This window comes from Halopenitus persicus (genome assembly GCF_002355635.1).
GTDB classification, from domain to species: domain Archaea; phylum Halobacteriota; class Halobacteria; order Halobacteriales; family Haloferacaceae; genus Halopenitus; species Halopenitus persicus_A.
The window spans coordinates 451,836-475,327 of sequence record NZ_AP017558.1; the positions used below are offsets into that span (position 1 = coordinate 451,836).

Here is a 23,492-nt window from a genome sequence, read left to right on the forward strand (position 1 = left end):
CGTCAGTCCCGAACGTGGATCGACGACCCGAAATACTGGTGGAGGACCGTCTCCGCGTCCGCGGCCGCGAACGGACTCGGGTCGGACTCGATCGTCGCACGAAGGGACTGCAGGTACGCCTCGTCGGTCCGGAGCTCCCGGAACGCGACCCCGTCGACCGCGACCCCAGGGGCGTCGCCCAGCCCGAGGACCTCCCGAACGGTCGGATGGAACCGCTCCGGGTCGCCGAGCTCGCCGTGCCAGAGCCGGTCGCGAAAGAGCAGCCAGCCGTCCGTTCCGGGCTCCGGTGCGGGCACCCGGACCGTCGTCTCGAATCGATCAGGGGAGACCTCGGCGGCGGCTGGATCGAACCGAAGCGTCACTCGGAACACGTAGGCCGCATTCCCGCGACCGGGGTCGCCATCGGTGATCATCGAGACGTCGGTTGGTACGTCAGTCGAGACGTCGGTTGGTGCGTTCTCGGGGACTTTCGGTCGTGGACCCCTGCGACGTGGTCAGAACTCGTCGTTCACGAGGTCGGCGAGCCGCAGATCACTTTCGGTGATCCCGTCGGCCTCGTGGGTGGTGAATCGCACCTCGACCTCCTGGTAGCCGATCCGGATCTCCGGGTGGTGAAACTCCTCGTCGGCGACCTCGCCGACGTTCGCGGCGAAGGCGATTCCGTCGAGGTAGTCGCTGAACTCGTAGACGCGGCGGATCTCGTCGTCGTCGCGTTCCCACCCGTCCGGGAGGCCTCGCTCGATTTCCTCGTCTGATAGGACGTTCGACATACTCGACGTCTCGGCCTCCGCTCTGTTAAGTGTTCCCGAGATCGTCACTCAAAAGACACATATCATCCGCCCCCGTTGTCATACCCGTGCTGGAGCGCTGTCGATCGTGGTTCGAGTCGGCCTACGAGCGGTTGCTCCGCCGCGAGATCGGCGCACCGCCGACGCACGTCGCCATCATTCAGGACGGGAACCGCCGATACGCCCGGGAACGCGGGGAAGCGGCGTCCGAGGGGCACCGCGCCGGCGCCTCGACGACCGAACGGGTGCTCGAGTGGTGTGGCGACCTCGGGATCGAGGAGCTGACGCTGTACGCGTTCTCGACGGAGAACTTCGACCGACCCGACGAGGAGCTCGAGCCGCTGTTCGACCTGCTCGCGGAGAAGCTCCGGGAGTTCGCGGATTCGGACCGCGTTCACCAGGAGGGCGTCCGGATCCACGCGATCGGCGACGTCGACCGGCTTCCCCAGCGCGTCCGGGAAGCGGTCCGATACGCCGAGACGCAAACCGCGGCGAACGACGGCTTCCGTCTCAACGTCGCGATCGCCTACGGCGGCCGGAACGAGCTGCTCAGGGCGGCCCGTGACGTCGCGACCGACGTCGCCGCGGGCGCGCTCGACCCCACGAACGTCGACGTGGCCGAGGTCGAATCCCGGCTGTATCGCGAGCCGGTCCGCGACGTCGATCTCATCGTGCGCACCGGCGGCGACGAGCGCACCTCGAACTTCCTCCCGTGGCATGCCAACGGCAACGAGGCGGCGGTCTACTTCTGTGCGCCCTACTGGCCGGAGTTCTCCCGGGTGGACTTTCTCCGCGCCGTCCGGACCTACGAGTCACGCGAGGAGTCCTGGCAGCGGACCCGGACCGACCGCGCGACCGCGCTCGTCCGCGCCGTGGCCGAGATCGAGGTCGCGGAGGCGCGGTCGGTCGCCCGTCGGCTCCGGGACCACCTCCCGGGGGGAACGCCCGATCTCGTGGCCGAACCGTCGGGAACCGAGCCCGAGCCCGAATCGGCCGATTGAACCGGCCGCAACCCCCGATCACTCGGGAGCCGAAACACCCGACGGACCCGAAACCGGTACTCGACGGACCCGAAACCGGTACTCGACGGACCCGAAACCGGTATTCGATCGGAGCGGTCATCGGGGGTATGGACCCACGGATCCGCGATCACGCCGCGACGATCGTCGACCACTCGACCGGGATCGAGGAGGGTGACACCGTCGTCATCCAGCTGCCGCCGGAGGCCGAGGACCTCGCGGTCGCGCTCGCCGAGCTGTGCGGGGACCGCGGGGCACAGCCGGTCTGGATCTCGAACTCCGACCGGTTCAGCCGCGCCTTCAAGCGGGCGGCCGAGGAGTTCGAGGAGGCCGCCCACAAGCTCGCGATGTACGAGGAGACGGACGTCTTCGTCATCGCCCGTGGCGGCGCGAACGTCACCGAGGGCGCCGACGTCGATCCGGAGACCAACGCGGCCTACAACCGTGCCCGGAAGGCGATCAAGGAGGAACGGCTCTCGAAGACGTGGTGTCTCACGCAGGTGCCGACCTCGGGCCACGCCCAGCTCGCCGGGATGAGCACCGAAGCCTACGAGAACTTCGTCTACGACACGGTCTCGCTCGACTGGGACGCCCAGCGGGAGTTCCAGTCGAACCTCGTCGAGATCCTCGACGACGCGACCGAGGTACGGATCCGCTCCGGCGAGGAGACCGACATCACGATGTCGATCGCCGGCAACACGGCGCTCAACGACTTCGGCGAGGCGAACCTTCCCGGCGGGGAGGTCTTCACCGCGCCGGTCCGGGACGGCGTCGAGGGGCACGTCCACTTCGACCTCCCGTTATACCGGTACGGCCGCGAGATCGAGGACGTCAGGCTCACCTTCGAGGAGGGACGCGTCGTCGATCACTCCGCGGGCCGCAACGAGGACCTGCTGACCGCGATCCTCGAGACCGACGAGGGCTCACGGTACCTCGGCGAACTCGGGATCGGGATGAACCGACAGATCGACCGGTTCACGTACAACATGCTCTTCGACGAGAAGATGGGTGACACGGTCCATATGGCGGTCGGATCAGCCTACGACGACTGCGTCGGCGAGGAGAACGAGGCCAACGAGTCCGCCGAACACGTCGACATGATCGTCGATATGAGCGAGGAGTCGGTCATCGAGGTGGACGGCGAGGTGGTCCAGCGGGATGGGACGTTCGTCTTCGAGGACGGCTTCGAGGAATAGCTTCGAGAAGCCGGGACCGGCTCGTGGCCGCCGTTCCCGGCGTTCGGGCGTTACTCCTCGTTGAGATCGAGCTCGAACTGCTCGTTTTCCGTGACCGCGTTGAGCACGACTGAGGTGTTCGACTCCCGGATGTTTGCGTCCGTGAGCAGCGACTTGATCTGGTCGTTCATCCCGTCTGTGTCCTCGAACTTCCCGACGGCGATGACGTCGTAATCGCCGGTGACCTCGTAGACGGTGATCATCCGTTTCTCCTCACGGAGACGGTCCGTGATTTCGGGCAGTGCGTCTCCCTCGACCTTGAGCTGGAGGATCGCGGTGACGTCGTAACCGAGGTTGCCGTAGTCGACGATGGGCGTGTATCCCTTGATAACGCCCTCGTCCTCGAGGTCGTTGAGGTGGTTCGAGACGGTCGTCACCGAGACGTCGAGCTCCTCGCCGAGGCTCCGCAGGCTCGCCCGGCCGTTCCCGAGGAGTTCGTTTATCAGCTTGGCATCGAGGTTTTCGTACGTCATTACACCGGATCACGCTCCAGGGGGATTAGAACTTTACGAATATACAGTTTCGTTCCGAGCTCGGCGGGATATGCATCAATCGACAAGACCTTTATACTAGGGATATTCGGTTGGGGTGTCCAGAAAATGACGGACGAACACACCATTTCGGACGGCGGCCTCTCCGCCGACGACCAGGCAGTCCTCAACCGCATCGAGGAGGAGAACATCGACTTCCTTCGGCTCCAGTTCACCGACATCCTCGGCGTCGTGAAGAACGTCTCCATCCCGGCCCATCAGGCCGAGAAGGCGCTGACCGATGGTATCTACTTCGACGGCTCCTCGATCGAGGGGTTCGTCCGGATCCAGGAGTCCGACATGCGTCTCATTCCCGATCCGGAGACGTTCGCGATCCTCCCCTGGCGCAACGACGGCGACGGCGGCGCCGCCCGACTCGTCTGTGACATCGTCGATACCGAGGGAGAGCCCTTCATCGGCGGGCCGCGGCAGGTTCTCAAGTCGGTCCTTGCGGAGGCCGAGGAGATGGGGTATTCCGTTTCCATCGGCCCCGAGCCGGAGTTCTTCCTCTTCGAGAAGGACGAGGACGGCAACGCGACGACGATCCCCCACGACAACGGCGGCTACTTCGACCTCGCACCCAAGGACCTCGCCTCCGACGTCCGTAAGGAGATCATCTTCACCCTCGAGAAGATGGGCTTCGAGATCGAGGCGAGCCACCACGAGGTCGCCGAGGGACAACACGAGATCAACTTCAAGTACGACGACGCGCTCTCGACGGCGGACAACATCGTCACGTTCCGCGCGGTCGTCCGTGCGGTCGCCGAACAACACGACCTGCACGCGACCTTCATGCCGAAGCCCATCGCGGAGATCAACGGCTCCGGGATGCACACCCACATCTCGCTGTTCGACGACGACGGCAACAACGCCTTCGCGGACGACGCCGACGAGTTCAACCTGAGCGAGACGGCCTACCAGTTCATGGGTGGACTCCTGAACCACGCCCCCGCGTTCACGGCCGTCACCAACCCGACCGTGAACTCCTACAAGCGGCTCGTCCCGGGCTACGAGGCGCCCATCTACGTCGCCTGGTCCGACACGAACCGTTCGGCGTTGATCCGCGTTCCGGATGCCGCCGGCGTCTCCGCGCGCTTCGAGGTTCGCAGTCCCGACCCGTCGTGTAACCCCTACCTCGCGCTCGCGACGCTCATCGCGTCCGGGCTCGACGGGATCAAAAACGACGCCGACCCCGGCGACCCGGTCCGTGAGGACATCTACGAGTTCGACGAACAGAAGCGCGAGGAGTACGGGATCGAGACGCTCCCGCCGAACCTCGGCAAGGCCGTCGAGGCACTGGAGGACGACGACGTGGTCCTCGACGCCCTCGGCCCACACACCTCGGAGAAGTTCCCCGAGGCCAAAAGCCAGGAGTTCGGCGAGTACCTGACGCAGGTCTCACAGTGGGAAGAGGACCGGTACCTCGAGACCTTCTGAATCCGGCCGCCAAACGACTCCCGGTCGTTCCTTCGAGTCCCCGTGCCCGCCCGGTCGGTTGATGCCGGCCGTCGACGAGAGTCCGTGAGCCGGCCCGCCAGACTGAACCAAGCCGATCCGACTGAACCAAGCCGATCCGACTGAACCGAGCCGGTCCGGCTGAACCAAGCCGATCCGACTGAACCGAGCCGATCCGACTGAACCAAGCCGATCCGACTGAACCGAGCCGGTCCGGCTGAACCAAGCCGATCCGACTAGACGAAGAACGCGAGTCCCACGGCGGTCACGATCACCAGGGTCAGCCAGCCGACACAGATGATCCCCATCTGTCGAGGCGTGAGCGATTCACCTTCGAGCACCTTTCCGGCGTTCATTGTCCGAACCTCTCGGGCCGACGGAATTGAAGGGTACCGGGAGTTCCCAATGACTGAGAATCGCGGGCCGCGGTGATCGGACTGCGGGCTGCGGCGATCGGACTGCGGGCCGCGGTGATCGGAGTGAGGACTCGACGGGAGGGACGCGACGCTCGTCGGTGGCCGGAGATGACGTGGAGAACGGGATCGACTACGCGTAGCGTTCGAGCTCGGGGCGGTCGAGGTCCTCGAAGACCGAGTCGGCGACCTCGTTGAGGAAGGTGTGGCCCGCATCCGTGACGCGGCGTCCCTCGCCCTGGGCGGTCTCGATGAGGTCCTCCTCCTCGAGGGCCTGCAGCGACGCGCGGATGATCTTTCGGGAGCCGCCGGTGTGCGTGCCGGGCGCGACGATATAGCGGTTCGATCCGCGCTTTTTGCCGCCGTACTCGGTCGCGAGTCGCTCGATGCCGATCGGCTCGTTCTTCGCGACCTTCCGGAGCAGGCTCGCCGATCGGACGAACCAGAAGTCCTCCTGCTCGGGCGGGAGTTCGCGGTCGGCGCCGGATTTCGTGAACTGGACCCACTCCGGCTCGTCGATGCGGTCCGCGAGCCGGTCGGCCGCCTCCTCGATGAGGGCGTCCGCCGGGACGTCGTAGAGACTTACCATTGGGGAGTGATTCTGCCCTGCCAAGGTTAAAGGCATCGTCTCGCGGAGGCGCCGTGTGAAGCGGTTTCACGCCCGATCCGGAACGCACGGCCGATCCAGTCCTCCCCGAGGGCGTCGAACCTTTTTAACTCACGGAACCGGAGAGGGGCTCGATGGACGAACGCGAGGCGCTGTCCCGAATCGCCGCGACTCTGCCGGACGCGGGCGACGACGCCGCGGTGGTCGGATCGACCGTGATAACCACGGATATGCTCCACGACCGGACCGATTTCCCGGCGGGAACGACGCGATACACGGCGGGTTGGCGTGCGGTCGGTGCCTCCCTGTCGGACGTCGCGGCGATGGGCGCGGACGCGACGGCGGCGGTCGCCGTCTACGCCGACGCCGACTTCGATCCCGACGCACTGACCGCGTTCATCGACGGCGCCGCGGACGTCTGTGCCGCCGTCGACGGGCGATACGTCGGCGGCGACCTCGACCGACATTCGGAGTTCACCGCCGCCACGACTGCCATCGGCGAGACCGACGATCCGGTGAGACGGTCCGGAGCGACTCCCGGCGAGGCGGTCTGCGTCACGGGAACGCTTGGCCGGAGCGCGGCCGCGGTCGAGCTGTTCGACGCTGCCGCGACGGGCGACGGCGAGGAAGTGGCTTCCGACCGTCTCGACCGCGCGAACGAGCTGTTCCGGTTCCCTCCACGGATCGCAGCGGGCCGCGCCCTCGCCGGCCACGCGACGGCGATGATGGACTCCTCGGACGGACTGGCCCGGTCGGTCCATCAGCTCGCTGAAGCCAGCGACGTGGGCTTCGCGCTCGACCGGGCAGCCGTCCCGATCGACCCCACAGTCGACGACGTCACGGAAACGGCCGAGGACCGCTGGCGACTGGCCACGCGGTTCGGCGAGGACTTCGAGCTCGTCTGTACGGTGCCTGAGGCGGCTCTGGAGTCGGCCGTCGACAGATGCCCGACCGATCTGACCCGGATCGGATCGGTCGTGCCCGCCGATCGTGGCGTCACGGTCGACGGCGAGCCGCTTCCCGACCGCGGCTACACCCACGGTGACGAGGGATCGTAGCGTCCACTCCGGTCGGAGCCGGCCGTGGTCGGAGCCGGCCGCGAGGTCAGGCCGCGACGACCTGTACCGGCACGAGCATGAAACACGTCGCGCCGACGAGGAACGTCGCGATCCCGACGATCAGCCGCGGCCATCCCAGCTCCGACTCGTCGAGCGGAGTCGCGGAGCCGGAGACGGCGATGACCGTCGCGAACAGCCCCCAAAAGGCCCACAGCCCGACGGATTCGTTGATCCCGTAATCGAGGACGAGATGGAGGTACGCCGCGATCGAGAACAGTGCGCCCGGAACCAGGGCGGCGAGCGTCTCCTGGCGTTCGCCGAGCATCGCCCGCGTCATGTGGCCGCCGTCAAGCTGGCCGACCGGAAGCAGGTTCAACAACGTGAAGAACATTCCGACCCAGCCGCCGATGACGACCGGATGGACCGCCTTGGTGGGATCCTCGTATCCGGTCGGCCGGCCGAGCGCGTCCGCGATCCACGCCAGCAGCGGCGGGTCGTTGAAGACGATGACCTCCCCGGATCGCTGTAACACCCGTTCGGGAACCGCGATCGGGTCCAGCGAGAGGCCGATCGCCGTCACCACGACCGTGGCGAGCAGCCCCGCGATCGGTCCGGCGGCGCCGATGTCGAACAGGACCCGACGCGAGGGGATCCGCCCCTTCATGCGGATGATGGCTCCGAGCGTTCCGAAGGGAAAGACGAACGGGATCACGTACGGCAGCGAGACGTTGACCCCGTAGTACCGCCCGGCGACGTAATGGCCGAGCTCGTGGGTCAACAGGACCCCGAGAACCGCCGCGGTGAACGGCCACGCCTGGAGCATCGTCAACGGATTCGACCGGATCGTCGAGAGCGGAACGTAATACCAACCGTAAGCCCCGACGAACAGCGTCGTGAGCACGGTCGCGATCAACAGGCCGAGGTTGGCCCATGGGATCCCGTCCGGACGCGTCCCGATCGGTCGCGCCAGGAGGACGTGGCCCCCCTCGACCTGCCGGAGGTCGACCTCATAGCCCGCCTCGTAGAACGCCGGTGCCACCCGGTCGAGGAGCGCCCGTTCCGGCACGAGCGACTCGCCGACGTACTGGAGCGTCTCGCCGTCGCGGCGAACGTCGACCAGATGAAAGAACGACTCGAGCTCTTCGGGTCGCGGGACGGGATCCGGGTCCACGTCCTCGCTGTCTGCCATTGCCCGCGGTACGTCGTCCGATCCTATAAACCCCGCGTCGTCCGATCCTATAAACCCCGCGTCGAAGCCACGACCCGCCGGTCACGACTGCGTGGCGTCGTCGTTCGACTGGTCCCGTTCGATGATCCGGCGGACGCCCGCGTCGAGCTCCACGAGGTGACACAGCGGATTCCCGGGATAGACGACGGGATTCTCGAGGATTCCGACGAGCAGACCGGTGAACGGCGCCTCGACGGTGGCGTCGTCGTTTTTGAACGGGTTCGTGATCGTCGCGATCCGGTCACCCTCGTGCACCAGCGACCCGCGCTCGTAGTGCATATCCACGATCCCGCCCGTGTCCGCGCGGATCCACGTCTTCTCGTCGGACCCGGAGATGATCGTTCGCCAGCCGGGCCATCGAACCGACGCTCGCTCACGGAGTCCGTACTCGGCGAACGCCGAATCGACTCCCTCGAGCGCCTCGTCGATCAGACCCCGCTGAAACCGGTGGGCCTCGCCCATCTCGATCGTGATCGTCGGGATGTCAGCCGCGGTCGCCTCCCCCCGGAGCGTCCCGTTCGGCCCCTCGCTGTCGATCACGACGTTGGAGCCGAACGAGAGCGCGAGTCGGTGCACGTCCGGGTCGGCCATATCCGCACGTACGTGGAGCATATTCGTCCGTCCGCGGGTGGAGGTGTGGAAATCGAGCCCGACGTCACAGGGCTCGATGAAGTTGGTGAAGATCCGGTGGGCCATCCGTTTCGAGCTCGTCGACCCCTCCTTACCCGGGAACGACCGGTTGAGGTCGCGGTCGTAGACGGGGAGATACCGCTGTTGGGCGAGAAATCCCGGCACGTTCAGCACGGGAAGACACACGAGCGTGCCGGCCAACTCCGACGGGTCCAACTCGCTGGCGACCTCACGGACGACCTCGATGCCGTTGAGCTCGTCACCGTGGGCCGCGGCCGAGAGGAACGCCGTGGTTCCGGGCCGCTCGCCGTTGATGATGGTCACGGGGATCCGAACCGGGTCGCCGAGGTAGGTCTCGCTGATCCCGTACCGAATGTTCTGCCGCTCGCCGGGGCCGACTCGCCCTCCGTTATAGGTGAAGGCCTCGTCGTCGCTCATACGTCCCCGAGCGCGGGCGGCGGTTTATATATGCCGTCGTGGGGATGGCCGCGTGAACGGATACCGTCGTGGGGACGACCACGTGACGTGCCCACGAGACACGTCCTGTGAGCAGTCCAGATATCACGATCGATACCGGGATTGATACCGGACGTTTTTACCCGGGTCCGGTCGAGCGATCGATCGATGACCGGGGACACCGCTCGCGTCGGGGTACTGTCGCTACACAACAGCAAGGAGACGAAGGCGATCCTGAACGCCGTCGAGGACCTGGGCCACGAGCCGTTCTGGCTGCGCAAGGAGAACACCGCGATCGAGGTCACCGACGGGCACGTCAGCATCGAGCCGGACGTCGACGTGGTGCTCAACCGGCTGCTGCTCTCGAACACCGACCAGCCCGCCGAACACCTCGGCCTCGCGACCACCTTCGAACGGATCCGGCCGATGCTGAACGAGCCCGATGCCGTCCTCGCCGCGATCCACAAGTTCGCGGCCGCGGCGACCCTCGCCGACTGGAACGTTCCGGTCCCGGACGCCCTGCTCGCGCTCTCGAACGACCGGCTCAACCAGGGCCGCGAACGGTTCGGCGACGTGGGCGTGTACAAGACGGCGATCGGCACCCACGGGGGCGGGACCTGGAAGGTCGATCTCACCGAGGCCGTCAACCCCAAGGTGGGCAACCGCCAGGCGTTCCTCCAGAAGCTCATCGAGCGCGACGACGAACGCCACCGTGACCTCCGCGTCTACGTCGTCGGCGAGTCGATCGTCGGCGCGATGTACCGCTACGCGCCGGAAGGCGACTGGCGGACGAACGTCGCCCTGGGCGGCGACGTGGAGAACGCCCTCGATGATATGCCCGACGAGGCGGCCGAGATGGCCCTGTATGCGGCCGAGGTAATGGGGCTCGATTACGCCGGCGTCGACCTCATCGAGGGGTACGACGGCTGGTACGTGCTCGAGGTCAACCCGACGGCCGGATTCAAGGGGCTGTTCGAGGCGACCGGCATCTCGCCGGCACCACACATCGCCAAGCTTGCGATCGAGGAAGCCGGCGGGACGGTCGACGACGACCGCGTCGAGACCATCGCCGGCACCCTCGACGACTCGCGTCCCTCGTGCGCGCCGCCGCTGTCGAAATCGCCCTTCGAGGAGGCACCGATCATCGGCTACATCGAGGAGGTCGTCGCGACGGGGACCTCCGGCTCCACCCAGGCGCTCGCGAAATCCGACACCGGCGCCACGCGGACGAGCATCGATACGCAGCTCGCCGCCGAGATCGGCGCCGGCCCGATAAAGAGCATGACGCGAGTCAAGTCGGGAAGCGTCAAGTCCGGCAAGGCGCGGCCGGTCGTCGACCTGGTGATCGGTATCGGCGGGACACAACACACCGTAACCGCCAGCGTCGAGGACCGTGGCCATATGGAGTACCCGCTGTTGCTCGGCCGCGACATCCTCGAACACTACCGTGTGGACGTCCGCAAGCGGGTCGACGAGGAGCGTCCCGACGCGGCGGATCCGGAACTGCTCGAGGAGTAGCCCTTCACGGGGTTGCCTCCCTCCAGAGTACGGCTCTCTCCCGACCCGCTTGCCGAGGTTTATCCCGGATGCCGACCCACCCCGCGGCGTGATCTAACCACGACCGCGCGGCGGTTCGCGGGTGTCCGGTATCCCCGTCGCGTGTCCGCTCCATCCCGGTCCGGTATCGCTCGGAACCTCCCCCGTCGACGCCGTGGCCGTTCGGTAGGTCGATACCGACCGTTCGATACCGGCTGTTCGATTCACCGCTCGTAGGCAGCCCACACGTATCGCGTCCCGTAGCTCCGGTACGGTCGCCACGCCTCCGCGATCTCACGCATCTCCGCACGCGCCAGGTCGTCGCCGTCCGCGTACAGCTGCTCGATCCCCTTCCGAACGGCCAGGTCCCCGAGCGGCAGCACGTCCTCGCGGCCGAGCACGAAGATGAGATACATCCGGGCGGTCCAGTCCCCAACGCCGCGGATCCGGGTGAGCTCGTCGATCGCCGCTTCGTCGGACGCGTTCGCCAGCCCCGCCGGGGTGAGATCCCGCTCGCGGAACGCCTCGGCCGCCGACCGGAGGTAATCGACCTTCGTCCGGCTCAGTCCGGCCTCCCGTAGCCGGTCCTCCTCGATCGCCAACACCGACCCCGGTGTGACGTCGTCGTCGAGCGCGTCGAACGTTCGCGACCGGATGGCGTCGGCCGACGCCGTCGAGAGCTGCTGGTTGATGATCGACGTACAGAGTCGCCGGAAGGGCTCCTCGGCGGGCGTGACGTGGAGCGGTCCGTGCCGGTCGATGAGCGGACTCACGACCGGATCCGCCCGAAGCGTCTCCTCGACCGTCGGCGGGAGTGGATCCGTGTTCACGGGGGCGGTTGGAGTCGAGCCGCAATGACCGTTTCGTGCTCGTGTCCTCGGGTTCGGACCGCCGGCATACGCCCGGATCGAACTGCAGTCACGCCCAAGTCGGACGGACCGCAGTCACGCCCAAGTCGGACGGACCGCAGTCACGCCCAAGTCGGACGGACCGCAGTCACGCGAGATTCACACCGGCACCACACCGGGGTCGCGTGACGGGGAAACGTTGAACCGGGGGCGGCGCAACCGGTCGAGCATGCGCATTACCGACGTCGACCGAGTGACCGTCCTCGGGGCGGGGAATATGGGACACGGGATCGCCGAGATAGCCGCGCTCGCCGGCTACGAAGTACGACTGCGCGACATCAACGAGGAGTTCGTCCGGAACGGGTACGACCGCGTCGAGTGGTCGCTCGAGAAGCTGGTCGAGAAGGGGCAGATCGACGACGTCGACGCCGAGGCGGCCCTCGACCGGCTCACGCCGCTCGTCGACCTCGAGGCGGCCGTCGAGGGAACCGACGTCGTGGTCGAGGCCGTTCCCGAACGGATGGAGATCAAGAAGGACGTCTACGCCGAACTCGAGCGGCACGCACCCGACGACGCGATCGTCGCGTCGAACACGTCCAGCCTCTCGATCACCACACTCTCCGAGTTGACCGACCGCCCGGAGCGGTTCTGCGGGATGCACTTCTTCAACCCGCCCGTCCGGATGCAGCTCGTCGAGGTCATCGCGGGTGCCCACACCGACCCGGACGTCCTCGAGTTGATCGAGGACCTCGCCGAGGAGTTCGGGAAGACGCCGGTCCGCGTTCGGAAGGACGTCCCCGGGTTCATCGTGAACCGGATCCTCGTTCCGTTGCTGAACGAGGCCGCGTGGATCGTGAACGAGGGCGACGCGTCGATCGAGACGGTCGACTCGACGGCGAAGTTCGACGTTGGGCTCCCGATGGGTGCCTTCGAGCTGGCCGACCAGATCGGCATCGACGTCGGGTATCACGTCCTCGAGTACCTCTACGAGGAGCTCGGCGACGCGTATCGGCCATGTCCGCTGATCGTGGAGAAGGTGGAAGCCGACGAGCTCGGCCGGAAATCGGACGTCGGTTTCTACGACTACGAGGACGGCGGGGCGACGATCCCGAGCGATGCCGGCGACGAGGCGGTTCGCCGCCGGCTGCTCGCGGTGATGGCCAACGAGGTCGCCGGCCTCCTCGACCAGGACGTCGCCGACGTCGAGGCGATCGACGAGGCCGTCACCCTCGGCGCCGGCTTCCCGGAGGGTCCGGGGCGGCTGGCCGACGCGGCGGGCGTCGACGTCCTTCTCGAGACGCTGCGGGACCTGTACGCGGACACCGACGCGGAACGGTATCGACCGCGGGACGAGCTGGTCGCGATCGCCGAGCGAGGCGGGTTCTACGCCCACGTCGGGGACCCCAACGAAGACGACGCGACCGGTTCCGTTTCTGAAACGAGGTACGAGACGCTCGACGTTCAGGTCACCGAGGAGGGCGTCGGCCGGATCACGCTCGACCGTCCCCATCGGATGAACACGGTCACCGAGGAGCTGCTCGCGGAGTTCGGGGCGGCGATCGACGCCCTCGCCGCGGACGAGTCGGCGCGCGCGGTCCTCATCACGGGTGCCGGCGACCGTGCCTTCTCGGCCGGCGCGGACGTTCAGAGCATCGCCGCCGGCGGGGCCGACCCGGTCGCGATCACGGAGCTCTCGAAGACGGGCCAGGAGACGTTCGGAAAGCTCGAAGCGATCGATATGCCGGTCGTAGCCGGCATCGACGGCTACTGCCTGGGCGGCGGGATGGAACTGGCCGCCGCCGCGGACGTCCGGATCGCGGCGGAGGGCTCCGAGTTCGGGCAGACCGAGCACAACCTCGGAATCATGCCAGGCTGGGGCGGGACCCAGCGACTCCCCCGGATCGTCGGCGAGGGTCGCGCGAAGGAGATCATCTTCACGGCCGACCGGTACGATGCCGAGACGATGGCGGAGTACGGCTTCCTCAACGAGGTCACCGGGACCGCGGAGCTCGAGGACCGGGCGCTCTCGTTCGCGGCCGACCTCGCCGCCGGCCCGCCGATCGCGCAGCGCTACACGAAACGGGCGATCCACGCGGGACGCACCGACGCCGAGGCCGGGCTGGCCGTCGAGTCGCAGGCGTTCGGCCAGCTGATGAGCACGGAGGACGTGATGACCGGGATGACTGCCTTTATGAGCGACGAGGAGCCCGAGTTCGAGGGGAAGTGAGGACTCGACGACGGCGCGCCCGACAACGATGTCGCCCCCGTGAGCGGGTGAGGGTGACCGGCAGTGTGTCCGACCCGCACGGCGAACGCGAGTAACGGGATTTATTACTCTCCCCACACTCCGTCAGAATGCCGACGCTCGGTTGGTGTAGTCCGGCCAATCATGTTGGCCTTTCGAGCCGACGACCAGGGTTCAAATCCCTGACCGAGCATTCTTCGGTGGCGTTCACGACGAAGGGGTACGCGAGGGATTTGAATCAGGGAGCAGCTTCGCTGCGACCGTGGTTCAAATCCCTGACCGAGCATTCTTCGGTGGCGTTCACGACGAAGAGCCGCCGGTCGGTCAAACCGCCGGCAGTTCGGCACTCGATCGCTGCAACGCTCGTCGCGGCGTTCTGGAGCTTTTATCCCTCCACCGGATCGATCGTGGGTATGCGTGTCCGTTCCGTTCTCGGCGCCTGTACGATCGTGGCCGCGGTCGCCACGGCCGGCAGCCTCTGGTTCAGCGAGGGGCTCGGACTCGTTCCCTGCGAGCTCTGCTGGTACCAGCGGATCCTGATGTATCCGCTCGTCGTGATCCTCGGCGTGGGCACCCTCGAGAACCGGACCGGGACGTGGCGAACCGCACTTCCGCTCGCCGGTCTCGGGATCGGCGTCTCGGCGTACCACGTCGCGATCCAGCTCTCCCCGGGGGCCACGTGCGGCCTCGACGGGGCCTGTACCGCGGTCCAGTGGCGCGGATTCGGCGTCTTCACGATCCCGCGGCTCTCGCTGACCGCGTTCCTCCTCGTGACGATCGGGCTGCTCGCCCTGGCGCTTGCCGAACGCGGAACCGCCGGCGCGTTCCGGAGCGATGCCGACCGCTGAGATGGTGATGGCGGACGTGGTGGCGAACGCGGGGCTTTCAACCGCTCGCGATCAACGACCGGTATGAACCTCCCTGATCTCCCCGAGGGCTGGCGTGTCTGGAACGAGGAGCCGAACGGGCGCGCGATCGTGGCGTTCCGCCCCGACGTCTTCACCGAGGACGACTTCCCGGCCGCGTGCCTACCGACGATCTACCTGACGAACGGCTCGCGCGCCGCTCGTCCCGGCGCGGGCCAGTATCAGACGGACGAGTGGCACGTCGTCCTGTTCCTCGAGCCGGAGGTCGAGGTCACCACCCGGACGTACGACGAGCGCGAGGCGGCCGTCGAGGCGCTCCTCGATCTGGCCTCCCGGTTCGCAGACGGCGCGATCGACTACCGCGAGCCGTATCAGGTGCCCCGCGAGGCGTACCTCGCGGAACTCGATCGTCTCACCGGCGATCCGGCTGCTGACGATCACGTCGCCGACGAGTAGGAAGTCTCGCCGAGTCCCACGGTGCGACCGGCTCGATCGGAGTGCGATCGGTTCACTCGAGAACGACGAGCGGGTCGCCCATATCGACGCTGTCCCCCTCGGCGACGTGCACGCTCGCGACCGTGCCGCCGCGCTCGGCGACGACGTCGTTCTCCATCTTCATCGCCTCCAGCACGCAGACGACCTCGCCCGCTGCGACCTCCTGGCCCTCCGTCACGTCGACCGAGAGGATCGTCCCCTGCATCTCGGCGTCGATCGCCTCGCCGCCCTCGGCGACTTCGACCGTGTCGTCGGCCGGCTCCCCAGATCCAGTCGACCCGTCCGCGCCGGCGGCGTCACTGCCCCCGGCGTGTGGGGGCCGACCGCTTCCGCCGGCCGTGCCGGCGGCACCGGCGCTTCCGGCGGCGCCGAGGTCCTCGATCGCGGGGATCGTCGGGGCGCCCCGTTCCTCGAGGGAGACCTCGAAGCGTTTGCCGTTCACCTCGACCGTGAACTCGCGCTCGCTGGTCTCGGCGTCGTCCGCGTCGTCCGCGTCGTCCCCACCGGCGGTCCCGTCGGTCGCGTCTCCCCATCGATCCTGGGCGGCGTCGATCCGGTCGGGATCCAGGTCCTCGTCGAGGTAGGTCGTGGTGTGAGTTCCGTCGCGGAACCGGTCGTCCTCGACCATCAACCGGTGGAACGGGAGGATGGTGGTGACGCCCTCGACGTCGTACTCGGCGAGCGCGCGCCGCGAACGGTCGAGACACTCCTCACGGTCGTTCCCCCAGACGATGAGCTTCGCGACCATCGAGTCGTAGTCGGTGACCAACTCGTCGCCCTGCCTGAGCGCGTCGTCGACGCGGACGCCGATCCCGCCCGGCGGGTCGTAGGTCTCGAGACGACCGCCGCTGGCCGGCGCGAACTCCGCGGCGGCGTTCTCCGCGTTGATCCGGAACTCGATCGCATGGCCGTGGAGGTCGACGGCGTCCTGGTCGACGGAGAGCCCCTCGCCGGCGGCGACGCGGATCTGCTCGGCCACGATGTCGATCCCGGTGAGCGCCTCGGTCACGGTGTGTTCGACCTGGATCCGGGTGTTCACCTCGAGGAAGTAGAAGTCGGTCTCGGGCCCCAACGGTTCCGCGGGGTCCCGGTCGGGGTCCTCCTCGACGAGGAACTCGACGGTGCCCGCGTTGGTGTAGTCGGCGGCTGCGACGCCGCGACGAGCGGCCTCGGCGATCGACTCCCGGAGCTCGGGCGAGAGCGCGGGAGAGGGACCCTCCTCGACCACCTTCTGGTGGCGGCGCTGGAGCGAACAGTCCCGCTCGCCGAGGTGGACGACGGTGCCGTCGCGGTCGGCGATCACCTGCACCTCGACGTGTCGTGGGGAGTCGAGGTAGCGCTCGAGGTAGACGGAGTCGTTCGAGAAGTACGCCTCGCCCTCCCGCTTTGCCGACGCCAGCTGGTCTTCGGCCTCGTCGGCTCCCTCGACAACCTTCATCCCGCGGCCGCCGCCGCCACCCTCGGCCTTGATCGCGACGGGATAGCCGTGTTTCTCGCCGAACGTCCGGACCGCCTCGGCGTCGGCGACCGGCTCGGTGGTTCCGGGGACGATCGGGACGTCGGCGTCCCGCATCACGCGACGGGCGTGGGTCTTCTCGCCGAGCCGCTCCATCGCGGCCGCCGAGGGGCCGATCCACGTGATCCCGTCGGCCGCCTGGACGCGCTCGGCGAACGAGGCGTTCTCCGCCAGGAAGCCGTATCCGGGGTGGATCGCGTCCGCGTCGGCCGCGCGTGCGGCATCGAGGATCGCCTCCTGGTCGAGATAGGAGTCGGCCGCCCGCGCGGGCCCGACGTTGTAGGCGACGTCGGCGTACCGGACGTGACCGGCGTCCGCGTCGGCCTCGCTGTAGACCGCGACGGTCTCGATCCCCAGCTCCTCGCACGCGCGCATCACCCGAACCGCGATCTCGCCGCGGTTCGCCACGAGAACCCTATCGAACATCCTTGCACGGCCATTTCCCCAGCCGATACCTCATTCTATCGGTTCATCGTGGAACAGCAGTTCGACGATCGTCTACATTTCCGCGTGGGATGCGTTCAGTCCGCGTCGACGACGTCGCCGGCGTCGGTCCGTTTCGCGTACGCGAAGACGAGAACCGCGGTCAGAAACCAGACCGGCGCCCCGACGCGGATCGCGAAGGCGACCCGGGCACCCCACGACGGGAGCGTGACCTGCGTGGACGCCAGCGCGACGAGCGGGGCGCCGACGAGGATGGTCACGACGAACGTCGTCTGCATCACCCAGCCGTAATCGACGCCCTCGACCTCGCTCCGTTCGACCGGTTGCACGCCGCGGCGTTCGGTCCCGTCGGTTAAGAACCTCCCGGGACGGGGATGCCAGTCTCTCGGCGGTCAGAACCGAGCTACGCGGTCATCTGCTTCGTGGAGACCAGCTCGATCACGTCCCGGTGGCTGAGGTCATGGTCCTTCGACACCTGTCTGTCCGCTCGACAGTCGATCCCGTGGAGGAGCCCCTCGCCGATGTCCGAGTGGATATGGTAGGCGAAGTCCTCGGTGGTCGACCCCTCCGGAAGGATGAAGCAGTCGCGGAAGACGCCCTTCTCGTCGCTCGGGCCGTTGGCTGAGCCGGGGAAGACCGCGATGCAGCCGAGCACGTCGAAGACGGCAGCCTCGAGCGACTCCTGGACGCCGGTCCCGCCGTACTCCTCGAGGAACTCCTCGATCCGATCGAGGCCGGCGGCCTGCTCCTCGGGGAGGTCCTCGCGGACCTCGAACTCGGCCGCGCCGGCGGTGTAGTCGATCGCGTCGGCCGCATCGGCGTTCTTGAGCGCCTTCTCCGCGTGGGCGCTGGTGGCCACAAACGTGAGATGGTCGTAGTCGGGATCGGTCGTGATCGCCTCCCAGTTCTCCTGCGCCGCCGGCGTGTCCATCTTGTTGGCCGCGACGATCATCGGCTTGGTGCGCTTGCGGATCTCCCTGGCGAGCGCCTCGCGGTCGGCGTCGTCCCACGTCGCGGGGTCGAGCTCGAGGCCCTCGGCGAGGATCACCTGCTTCACCCCGTCCTTCGAGATCCCGAACGCGGAGAGCTGCTCGGCGAGTTCGACCTCGATGGCCGCCTCCGACCCGTGGTATCTGGTCTCGTATTTGTCGATCCCCTTCTCGAGGACGTCGAGGTACCACTGGTCGAGTTCCTCCTCGAGGAAGTCGATGTCCTCGCGCGGGTCGTGTCCCTCGGTCGCCTCCCCCTCGATGTCTGTCGTCCCCGAGAAGTCGACGACGTGGACCAGTACGTCCGTCTCGTTCAGGTCGGTGAGGAACTGGTTCCCGAGGCCGCGCCCCTCGTGTGCCCCCGGCACGAGCCCGGCCACGTCGACGAGCCGAACGGGCACGAACCGCGTTCCCGACTTACAGACGCCGACGTTCGGCGTACACGTCTCGTCGAACTCCGGCGCCGCACACGGCACCCTGACGTACGCCTCGCCCACGCTCGGGTCGATCGTCGTGAACGGGTAGGCCCCCTCGGGCACGTCGTTCATCGTCGCCGCGTTGAAGAAGGTCGATTTGCCCACCGAGGGCTTGCCGACCAGGCCGATCCGATAACTCATTACCCACGGTGGACGCTCGGGGAGTAAAAGCGGTGCGAGACGGCTCGTGGTGTGGGATCTGCGGGCATGGATCGAACGTTGCGACCGCCGGGATCGGCCGTCCGGGACGGGACCGACGGTTTCACTCCTCGCCGGACCCACCGTCGTCCGCGATCTCTCCCAGCTGCTCGCCCACCGTCAGTCAGTCAGTCATCCGGCTTCGGTTCGTCACCGGTCCCCGCTTCATCGTCCGTCCCCGCTTCATCGTCCGTCTCCGCTTCATCATCCGCTTCCCCTTCGTCGGCGGCCCCCGCTTCGTCCTCGAACGGCGACCCGGCGATGTCGGGCTCGTGGCCCTCGAGGCTGACGACGTTCTCGCGGCCCACGCGAAGCTTCGAGACGGTCCCCTCGTCGGTCATCTCCGAGAGCAGGACGCTCACCTTCGATTTCGACCAGTCGGTCCGGTCGACGATCCGGGACTGTTTCACCCGACCGCCGTGTTCCCGAAGGATCCGGACGACGCGGTCCTCGTCGGAGAGCAGCTCCTCGTCGGGGATCGACGGGGCCGGCGCCGGGACACCCGTCTCGCCGGGCGCCGCGGATTCTTCACGGCGATCGGTCGGCGTGCCACCGCGATCGGTCGACGACCCCTCGGTGGTCTCGTCGATCGATCCGCTTCCTGCCGCCGCACCCTCGGCTGCGTCCGTCCCACCTCCTTCCGCCGCACCGGTTGCCCTCCCGCCGGTTCCGTCCGTGTCGCGGTGCGTCTCGCTGGCGGCAGTTCCGTCGTCGCCGTGCTCTCTCGATGAGGCCGCCTCCTCGGCGCCGAAACGGCGCCACGCGACGACGCCGGCGATCAACACCGCCGCTCCGAGGACCACGAGCGGGAGCGGGCCACCGTCGCCGGCGTTCGTTCCCTCGGCACCGTTCGTCGGTCCGGTCGGCGTGGCGGTCTCCGAACCGGTTCCGGGCTGCTCCGTGTCGGTCGCGGATCCCGTTCCGCCCGACGCGTTCGTCCCGTTTACGTCGGTCGCGTTCGCCGGCGCGAAGACCGCCCACGGCCGTCGGTCGGTGAACTGGCGTTCGCCCTCCCAGGTGACCGATGCGCTGTCCGCCAACGAGTCCGGGTTCGACTGCGTTCCCGGCGGCTCGACCGATCGGAAGGCGAGCGACTCGCCGGGCCTGAACACGAGTTCCTGGCCGGGGCCGACGTAGAAGCCGCCCTCGAAGACGTCCCCGACGGTGACCGTCCGATCCGCGACCACGCCCAATCCGTGCCAGGTGAACCGCAGCTCGACGACGCCGATGTCGTTGCTGATCCGCGACCGGACGAACGCGTCGCGTTCGAAGCCGTCCGCCGCCATCTCCCGATCGGTCGCGTTCTCGCCGGCCGAGACCAGCGCCCTCGCGTCCGTACGGAACCCCCGATAGAGGTCAGTCTCCTCCTCGCGGAACCGCGTCGCGAACTCCTCGAAGGACTCCCGCTCGTCCGTCGACTCGAGCACGCGCTCGTATCGAAGCGTCCAGACGCCGCGTCCGTCGCGATGGACCGTTATCTCGAACACGCTTCGATCGAACCCGCCGGACTCGGCCTGGGGCTCGTGGGGGATCGGGCCGATCGCCTCCGGGCCCGTGCTCCCGGCGGTTCCCGGTCCTGCGGCGGCTGGAGCGACGGCTCCCGCAAGCCCCGCGAGGAGGACGACGAGACAGCAGCCGATCCTGACCGATGCCGATCCCCGCATTCGTTCGGAAGGGTTCGCCCGTGAGTAAAAGCGCTTGCGTCCCGAGGTCGGCCGCGGTCCGTCTCGGGATCGGTCGGGCGACGTACGGTTCGAGATCTGCCGTCCGTAACGTGGTGACGCTACTCGTCAGCGTCGGCGTCGTCGGCTGCGTCGCCAGCGTCCTCGTCAGCGTCGGCGTCGTCCGGATCGGCGTCCTCCTCGTCGGCGTCCTCGTCGGCGCTCGCATCGGCGGCTGCGTCGTCGACCGGAAGGTCGGGAACGATGTCCGCGGCGTCCTCGTCCGACACGAGGCGGTAGCCGTCGGCCGCAGTGATGGTCGCGATCGACAGATCCGCCGCCGTCAGGTCCTCGGCGTACTCGCCGAGCGCCGCGACCGCGAGCTCGATTCCCTCCTCAAGGCTCAGCGAGTCGGTCCACTCCGCCTCGAGGGTCGACTGGATCTCCTCGCGGCCGTCGCCGATGACGGTCGCCTTCCACTCGTGCGGCGTTCCGGAGGGATCGGCGCCGAACAGGCGCGGTTCGCCGTTCTCGATCCCGCCGATGAGCAGCGCGGCCCCGTAGGGACGCGTGCCGCCGAGCTGCGTGTTCTCCTGGATGTGATCGGTGACGTGTTTCGTGAGCGTCTCGATGCCGATCGGCTCGCCGTACCGCAGCTGGTTGACCTGGGTCTGCCGGCGGGCCAGATCGATCAGCTTGCGGGCGTCGGCGACGTGGCCGGCGGAGGCCGTCGCGACGTGGTCGTCGAGCTTGTGGAGCTTCTCGATGCTCTCGGCCTCCATCAGCGGCGAGGAGGTCCGACTCATCGCCGCCAGGACGATCCCGTCGGCGGTGCGGATCCCCACGCTCGGCGCGCCCCGCGAGACCGCCTCGCGGGCGTACTCGACCTGGTAGATCCGGCCGTCGGGGGAGAACAGCGACGTCCCGCGGTCGTACGCCTGCTGGTCGTTACCTCTCATCGCTCCCCACCTCGTCGTCGCACTCCGTAGTCGATCATTACCTCTCGATAGCGTCTCGGCGGGGAAAAACCCTCCTTATTGGGAGGACGATGCCGGGAGTTCGTCGGGAAGCTCGTCAGGCGATTCGTGTGCCGTACCGGAGCCCAATCACCGGCGACGATACGTCCGGAACGTGAGCTCGTCACGCTCGTTCCGGTCCGTTTCCGTCCACTCGTCGGCGTCCCACTCCGGAAAGCGCGTGTCGCCCGCGTAGGACTCGTGGATCTCCGTGAGCACCAGCTCGTCCGCCAGCGGGAGGAACGCCTCGTAGATCGTCGCACCGCCGGCGACGTAGACGGTTGCAACGCCCAGCTCGGCGGCGGCCGCCGCGGCGCGGTCGAGCGCGTCGTCGATCCCGTCCGCGCCGACGGCGCCGTCCGGGAGGTCGAGATCGGACCGCGAGAGCACGATGGAGACTCGATCGGGGAGCGGCCCCCCGAGCTCGGCCGCGATGCTCTCGTAGGTCCGCCGGCCGAGGATCACGGGGTGGCCCGTGGTCGTGCTCTTAAAGTGTTCCAGGTCCGCGGGGTAGTGCCAGGGCATCCCGCCGGAATCGCCGATCACGCCGTTCTCGGCCACCGCGGCGATGAGCGAGACCGTGAGGCCGTCCGGCACGTCGCCGTTGGACGGCGCGTCGACGTCGGTTGGATCGTTAGCCTGACCGGCAGTCGTATCACCCATTCGACGCTCACTCCGCGACCGCGAACGTGATCCCGTCCGCGGAGTCGTAGTCGTGGAGCTCGACGTCGTCGGACGTGAGCTCGTCGAGCGGCTTGTCGGCGATCTCGATGCGGGGTCGCGACCGCGGCTCCCGTGAGAGCTGCTCGAGGAGGCCGGGGACGTGGTCGTATCCCTCCCGGTCGGCCGGCTCATCGGGCGCCGCCTGCTCGAGCCACGTCTTGACGTCGCGGTAGTCGGCCGTCGTCTCCACGTCCGTGAGCCGGTCCTGCAGCCGGTCGAGGTTGTCCGCGTACCACGCGCCGCGGTCGCCCTCGCCGCAGTAGACGTGCGCGTCGACGATGCTGTGGCCGAACTGCCCCACCTCGAAGCCCGTCCGCTGGGCGATCGCGGTGGCCAAAAGCGAGTAGGCGGCGATGTTGAACGGCACACCGAGCGCGATGTCGCCGGACCGCTGGGTGAGATGGAGGTTGAGCCGGCCGCCCTGGACGTTCACGACGAACGTGTAGTGACACGGCGGCAGCGTCGAGACGGCCGCGTTGGCGGGGTGCCAGGCGTTCACGACCATCCGGCGGGAGCGCGGGCTCTCCTCGAGGGTGTCGAGGACGTACTGGATCTGGTCGAACGTCCGGCGGCGGGTTCCGTCGGCGTCCTCCTCGACGGTCACCCAGCGCTGGGCGTCCTCGGGCCAGCTCTCGCCCTCCAGGCCGCCCTCGGGGATCGGGTAGCGCCGCCAGAAGCGTCCGTACGCCGTGTCGAGCCGCCCCTCGTCGTCGGCCCACGCGTCCCAGATCGCGGTGTGGTCCCGGAGGTTCCGGACGTGTTCTTCCCCGGAGAGGTACCAGAGCACCTCGTGAATGAGCGAGTTCCACCGGTAGCCGTCGAGCCGCTTCGTGGTCAACAGCGGGAACCCCTCGGCCAGGTCGACGGTGTACTGGCCGCTGAAACTCGCGATCGTGTCCACGCCGGTGCGGTTCGGCTTATAAACGCCCTCCGAGAGGGTCTCGTCGACGAGATCGAGGTACTGTTGCATGGTGGATCGAGGTCGGTCCGTCGCCGACCGGCGGCGTGGGCCGGGGCGTCCCGGGTGTCCCGACGCGCTAGCGTGACCCGGCGTGCCGAC

21 protein-coding genes, 1 tRNA gene and 1 pseudogene are annotated in these 23,492 nt (G+C 67.9%); 9 read left to right on the plus strand and 14 right to left on the minus strand.

Translation table 11 applies throughout. The features are described 5' to 3' along the window. Positions 1-2 precede the first annotated feature (2 nt). Both lwrS and CPZ00_RS02210 read right to left on the minus strand, forming a co-directional pair. On the minus strand, positions 3-413 hold the full coding sequence (gene lwrS / locus CPZ00_RS02205) for an LWR-salt protein (protein WP_096389263.1): 411 nt from the start codon (positions 411-413) through the stop codon (positions 3-5). An 81-nt stretch (positions 414-494) separates the two neighbouring features. Continuing rightward, the gene (locus CPZ00_RS02210) at positions 495-770 is read right to left on the minus strand and encodes a 4a-hydroxytetrahydrobiopterin dehydratase (protein ID WP_096389265.1); all 276 of its coding nucleotides are present in this window, start codon (positions 768-770) and stop codon (positions 495-497) included. A gap of 86 nt (positions 771-856) precedes the next feature. Between CPZ00_RS02210 and uppS the strand changes: the two genes are divergently transcribed. Next, positions 857-1,789: a polyprenyl diphosphate synthase gene (gene uppS / locus CPZ00_RS02215; protein ID WP_096389267.1), complete on the plus strand. Its 933-nt coding sequence runs from the start codon at positions 857-859 to the stop codon at positions 1,787-1,789. Between the two features lie 128 nt (positions 1,790-1,917). Then, positions 1,918-3,003, plus strand: coding sequence for an aminopeptidase (locus CPZ00_RS02220; RefSeq protein WP_096389269.1), 1,086 nt, complete (start codon positions 1,918-1,920; stop codon positions 3,001-3,003). Between the two features lie 50 nt (positions 3,004-3,053). Here the strand turns inward: CPZ00_RS02220 and lrp are convergent, their stop codons facing one another. Next, on the minus strand, positions 3,054-3,515 hold the full coding sequence (gene lrp, locus CPZ00_RS02225; RefSeq protein WP_096389271.1) for an HTH-type transcriptional regulator Lrp: 462 nt from the start codon (positions 3,513-3,515) through the stop codon (positions 3,054-3,056). Positions 3,516-3,641: 126 nt separating this feature from the next. Here lrp and glnA point away from each other — a divergent pair, with 126 nt between their 5' ends. After that, entirely contained in the window at positions 3,642-5,009 is a 1,368-nt protein-coding gene (gene glnA / locus CPZ00_RS02230; RefSeq protein WP_096389273.1) for a type I glutamate--ammonia ligase, read from the plus strand. A gap of 564 nt (positions 5,010-5,573) precedes the next feature. Here glnA and CPZ00_RS02235 read toward each other — a convergent pair. Then, a complete protein-coding gene (locus CPZ00_RS02235) occupies positions 5,574-6,029 on the minus strand; it encodes a 30S ribosomal protein S19e (RefSeq protein WP_096389275.1) in 456 nt (151 codons plus the stop codon). 152 nt (positions 6,030-6,181) lie between these two features. On the opposite strand from CPZ00_RS02235, the gene thiL reads away from it, so the two are divergent. Continuing rightward, positions 6,182-7,105, plus strand: coding sequence for a thiamine-phosphate kinase (thiL, locus tag CPZ00_RS02240; RefSeq protein ID WP_096389277.1), 924 nt, complete (start codon positions 6,182-6,184; stop codon positions 7,103-7,105). Between the two features lie 46 nt (positions 7,106-7,151). Here thiL and CPZ00_RS02245 read toward each other — a convergent pair whose 3' ends face one another. Beyond that, the gene (locus CPZ00_RS02245) at positions 7,152-8,294 is read right to left on the minus strand and encodes a site-2 protease family protein (protein ID WP_096389279.1); all 1,143 of its coding nucleotides are present in this window, start codon (positions 8,292-8,294) and stop codon (positions 7,152-7,154) included. 81 nt (positions 8,295-8,375) lie between these two features. After that, positions 8,376-9,401, minus strand: a complete 1,026-nt coding sequence (locus CPZ00_RS02250) for a succinylglutamate desuccinylase/aspartoacylase family protein (RefSeq protein WP_096389281.1) — start codon at positions 9,399-9,401, stop codon at positions 8,376-8,378. 186 nt (positions 9,402-9,587) lie between these two features. Between CPZ00_RS02250 and CPZ00_RS02255 the strand changes: the two genes are divergently transcribed. After that, positions 9,588-10,937, plus strand: coding sequence for a RimK family alpha-L-glutamate ligase (locus tag CPZ00_RS02255; RefSeq protein WP_096389283.1), 1,350 nt, complete (start codon positions 9,588-9,590; stop codon positions 10,935-10,937). A gap of 242 nt (positions 10,938-11,179) precedes the next feature. On the opposite strand, the gene CPZ00_RS02260 is transcribed toward CPZ00_RS02255, so the two are convergent. Next, positions 11,180-11,785, minus strand: a complete 606-nt coding sequence (locus CPZ00_RS02260; protein ID WP_096389285.1) for a DNA-3-methyladenine glycosylase family protein — start codon at positions 11,783-11,785, stop codon at positions 11,180-11,182. A gap of 247 nt (positions 11,786-12,032) precedes the next feature. Between CPZ00_RS02260 and CPZ00_RS02265 the strand changes: the two genes are divergently transcribed. The 4 genes from CPZ00_RS02265 (at position 12,033) to CPZ00_RS02280 (ending at position 15,370) form a co-directional block, all read left to right on the plus strand. Next, positions 12,033-14,030 carry a 3-hydroxyacyl-CoA dehydrogenase/enoyl-CoA hydratase family protein gene (locus CPZ00_RS02265; RefSeq protein ID WP_096389287.1) on the plus strand — a complete coding sequence of 666 codons (1,998 nt, stop codon included), beginning with the start codon at positions 12,033-12,035 and terminating at the stop codon, positions 14,028-14,030. 136 nt (positions 14,031-14,166) lie between these two features. Continuing rightward, a tRNA-Glu gene (locus CPZ00_RS02270) sits at positions 14,167-14,241 on the plus strand. A gap of 220 nt (positions 14,242-14,461) precedes the next feature. Next, positions 14,462-14,896: a disulfide bond formation protein B gene (locus CPZ00_RS02275; protein WP_096391560.1), complete on the plus strand. Its 435-nt coding sequence runs from the start codon at positions 14,462-14,464 to the stop codon at positions 14,894-14,896. A 63-nt stretch (positions 14,897-14,959) separates the two neighbouring features. Then, positions 14,960-15,370 (plus strand): DUF5820 family protein, encoded by a 411-nt coding sequence (locus CPZ00_RS02280; protein WP_096389289.1) that lies wholly within the window; start codon positions 14,960-14,962, stop codon positions 15,368-15,370. 52 nt (positions 15,371-15,422) lie between these two features. Here the strand turns inward: CPZ00_RS02280 and CPZ00_RS02285 are convergent, their stop codons facing one another. The 7 genes and pseudogenes from CPZ00_RS02285 to thyA form a co-directional block, all read right to left on the minus strand. Then, the gene (locus CPZ00_RS02285) at positions 15,423-17,351 is read right to left on the minus strand and encodes an acetyl-CoA carboxylase biotin carboxylase subunit (RefSeq protein WP_096389291.1); all 1,929 of its coding nucleotides are present in this window, start codon (positions 17,349-17,351) and stop codon (positions 15,423-15,425) included. Positions 17,352-17,464: 113 nt separating this feature from the next. Further along, a pseudogene (locus CPZ00_RS02290) lies at positions 17,465-17,698 on the minus strand (DUF5822 domain-containing protein); the annotation flags it as partial. Positions 17,699-17,772: 74 nt separating this feature from the next. Further along, on the minus strand, positions 17,773-18,975 hold the full coding sequence (locus tag CPZ00_RS02295) for a redox-regulated ATPase YchF (protein ID WP_096389295.1): 1,203 nt from the start codon (positions 18,973-18,975) through the stop codon (positions 17,773-17,775). 185 nt (positions 18,976-19,160) lie between these two features. Further along, complete coding sequence (locus CPZ00_RS02300) at positions 19,161-20,696, minus strand: helix-turn-helix transcriptional regulator (RefSeq protein WP_096389297.1); 1,536 nt, start codon at positions 20,694-20,696, stop codon at positions 19,161-19,163. A gap of 119 nt (positions 20,697-20,815) precedes the next feature. Then, positions 20,816-21,652 (minus strand): archaeal proteasome endopeptidase complex subunit alpha, encoded by an 837-nt coding sequence (gene psmA, locus CPZ00_RS02305; RefSeq protein ID WP_096389299.1) that lies wholly within the window; start codon positions 21,650-21,652, stop codon positions 20,816-20,818. Positions 21,653-21,799: 147 nt separating this feature from the next. Further along, positions 21,800-22,372 (minus strand): dihydrofolate reductase, encoded by a 573-nt coding sequence (locus CPZ00_RS02310; RefSeq protein ID WP_096389301.1) that lies wholly within the window; start codon positions 22,370-22,372, stop codon positions 21,800-21,802. A 7-nt stretch (positions 22,373-22,379) separates the two neighbouring features. Beyond that, the gene (thyA, locus tag CPZ00_RS02315) at positions 22,380-23,402 is read right to left on the minus strand and encodes a thymidylate synthase (protein ID WP_096389303.1); all 1,023 of its coding nucleotides are present in this window, start codon (positions 23,400-23,402) and stop codon (positions 22,380-22,382) included. Positions 23,403-23,492 lie beyond the last annotated feature (90 nt).

Coding starts and splice junctions, on each gene's coding strand:
- CPZ00_RS02275 (WP_096391560.1), top strand. CDS start 14,462: ATGCGTGTCCGTTCCGTTCTCGGCGCCTGTACGATCGTGGCCGCGGTC.
- lwrS (WP_096389263.1), bottom strand. CDS start 413: ATGATCACCGATGGCGACCCCGGTCGCGGGAATGCGGCCTACGTGTTC.
- CPZ00_RS02255 (WP_096389283.1), top strand. CDS start 9,588: ATGACCGGGGACACCGCTCGCGTCGGGGTACTGTCGCTACACAACAGC.
- lrp (WP_096389271.1), bottom strand. CDS start 3,515: ATGACGTACGAAAACCTCGATGCCAAGCTGATAAACGAACTCCTCGGG.
- CPZ00_RS02295 (WP_096389295.1), bottom strand. CDS start 18,975: ATGAGTTATCGGATCGGCCTGGTCGGCAAGCCCTCGGTGGGCAAATCG.
- psmA (WP_096389299.1), bottom strand. CDS start 21,652: ATGAGAGGTAACGACCAGCAGGCGTACGACCGCGGGACGTCGCTGTTC.
- CPZ00_RS02250 (WP_096389281.1), bottom strand. CDS start 9,401: ATGAGCGACGACGAGGCCTTCACCTATAACGGAGGGCGAGTCGGCCCC.
- CPZ00_RS02265 (WP_096389287.1), top strand. CDS start 12,033: ATGCGCATTACCGACGTCGACCGAGTGACCGTCCTCGGGGCGGGGAAT.
- CPZ00_RS02210 (WP_096389265.1), bottom strand. CDS start 770: ATGTCGAACGTCCTATCAGACGAGGAAATCGAGCGAGGCCTCCCGGAC.
- CPZ00_RS02310 (WP_096389301.1), bottom strand. CDS start 22,372: ATGGGTGATACGACTGCCGGTCAGGCTAACGATCCAACCGACGTCGAC.
- CPZ00_RS02285 (WP_096389291.1), bottom strand. CDS start 17,351: ATGTTCGATAGGGTTCTCGTGGCGAACCGCGGCGAGATCGCGGTTCGG.
- CPZ00_RS02235 (WP_096389275.1), bottom strand. CDS start 6,029: ATGGTAAGTCTCTACGACGTCCCGGCGGACGCCCTCATCGAGGAGGCG.
- CPZ00_RS02280 (WP_096389289.1), top strand. CDS start 14,960: ATGAACCTCCCTGATCTCCCCGAGGGCTGGCGTGTCTGGAACGAGGAG.
- CPZ00_RS02220 (WP_096389269.1), top strand. CDS start 1,918: ATGGACCCACGGATCCGCGATCACGCCGCGACGATCGTCGACCACTCG.
- thyA (WP_096389303.1), bottom strand. CDS start 23,402: ATGCAACAGTACCTCGATCTCGTCGACGAGACCCTCTCGGAGGGCGTT.
- glnA (WP_096389273.1), top strand. CDS start 3,642: ATGACGGACGAACACACCATTTCGGACGGCGGCCTCTCCGCCGACGAC.
- thiL (WP_096389277.1), top strand. CDS start 6,182: ATGGACGAACGCGAGGCGCTGTCCCGAATCGCCGCGACTCTGCCGGAC.
- CPZ00_RS02300 (WP_096389297.1), bottom strand. CDS start 20,696: ATGCGGGGATCGGCATCGGTCAGGATCGGCTGCTGTCTCGTCGTCCTC.
- CPZ00_RS02245 (WP_096389279.1), bottom strand. CDS start 8,294: ATGGCAGACAGCGAGGACGTGGACCCGGATCCCGTCCCGCGACCCGAA.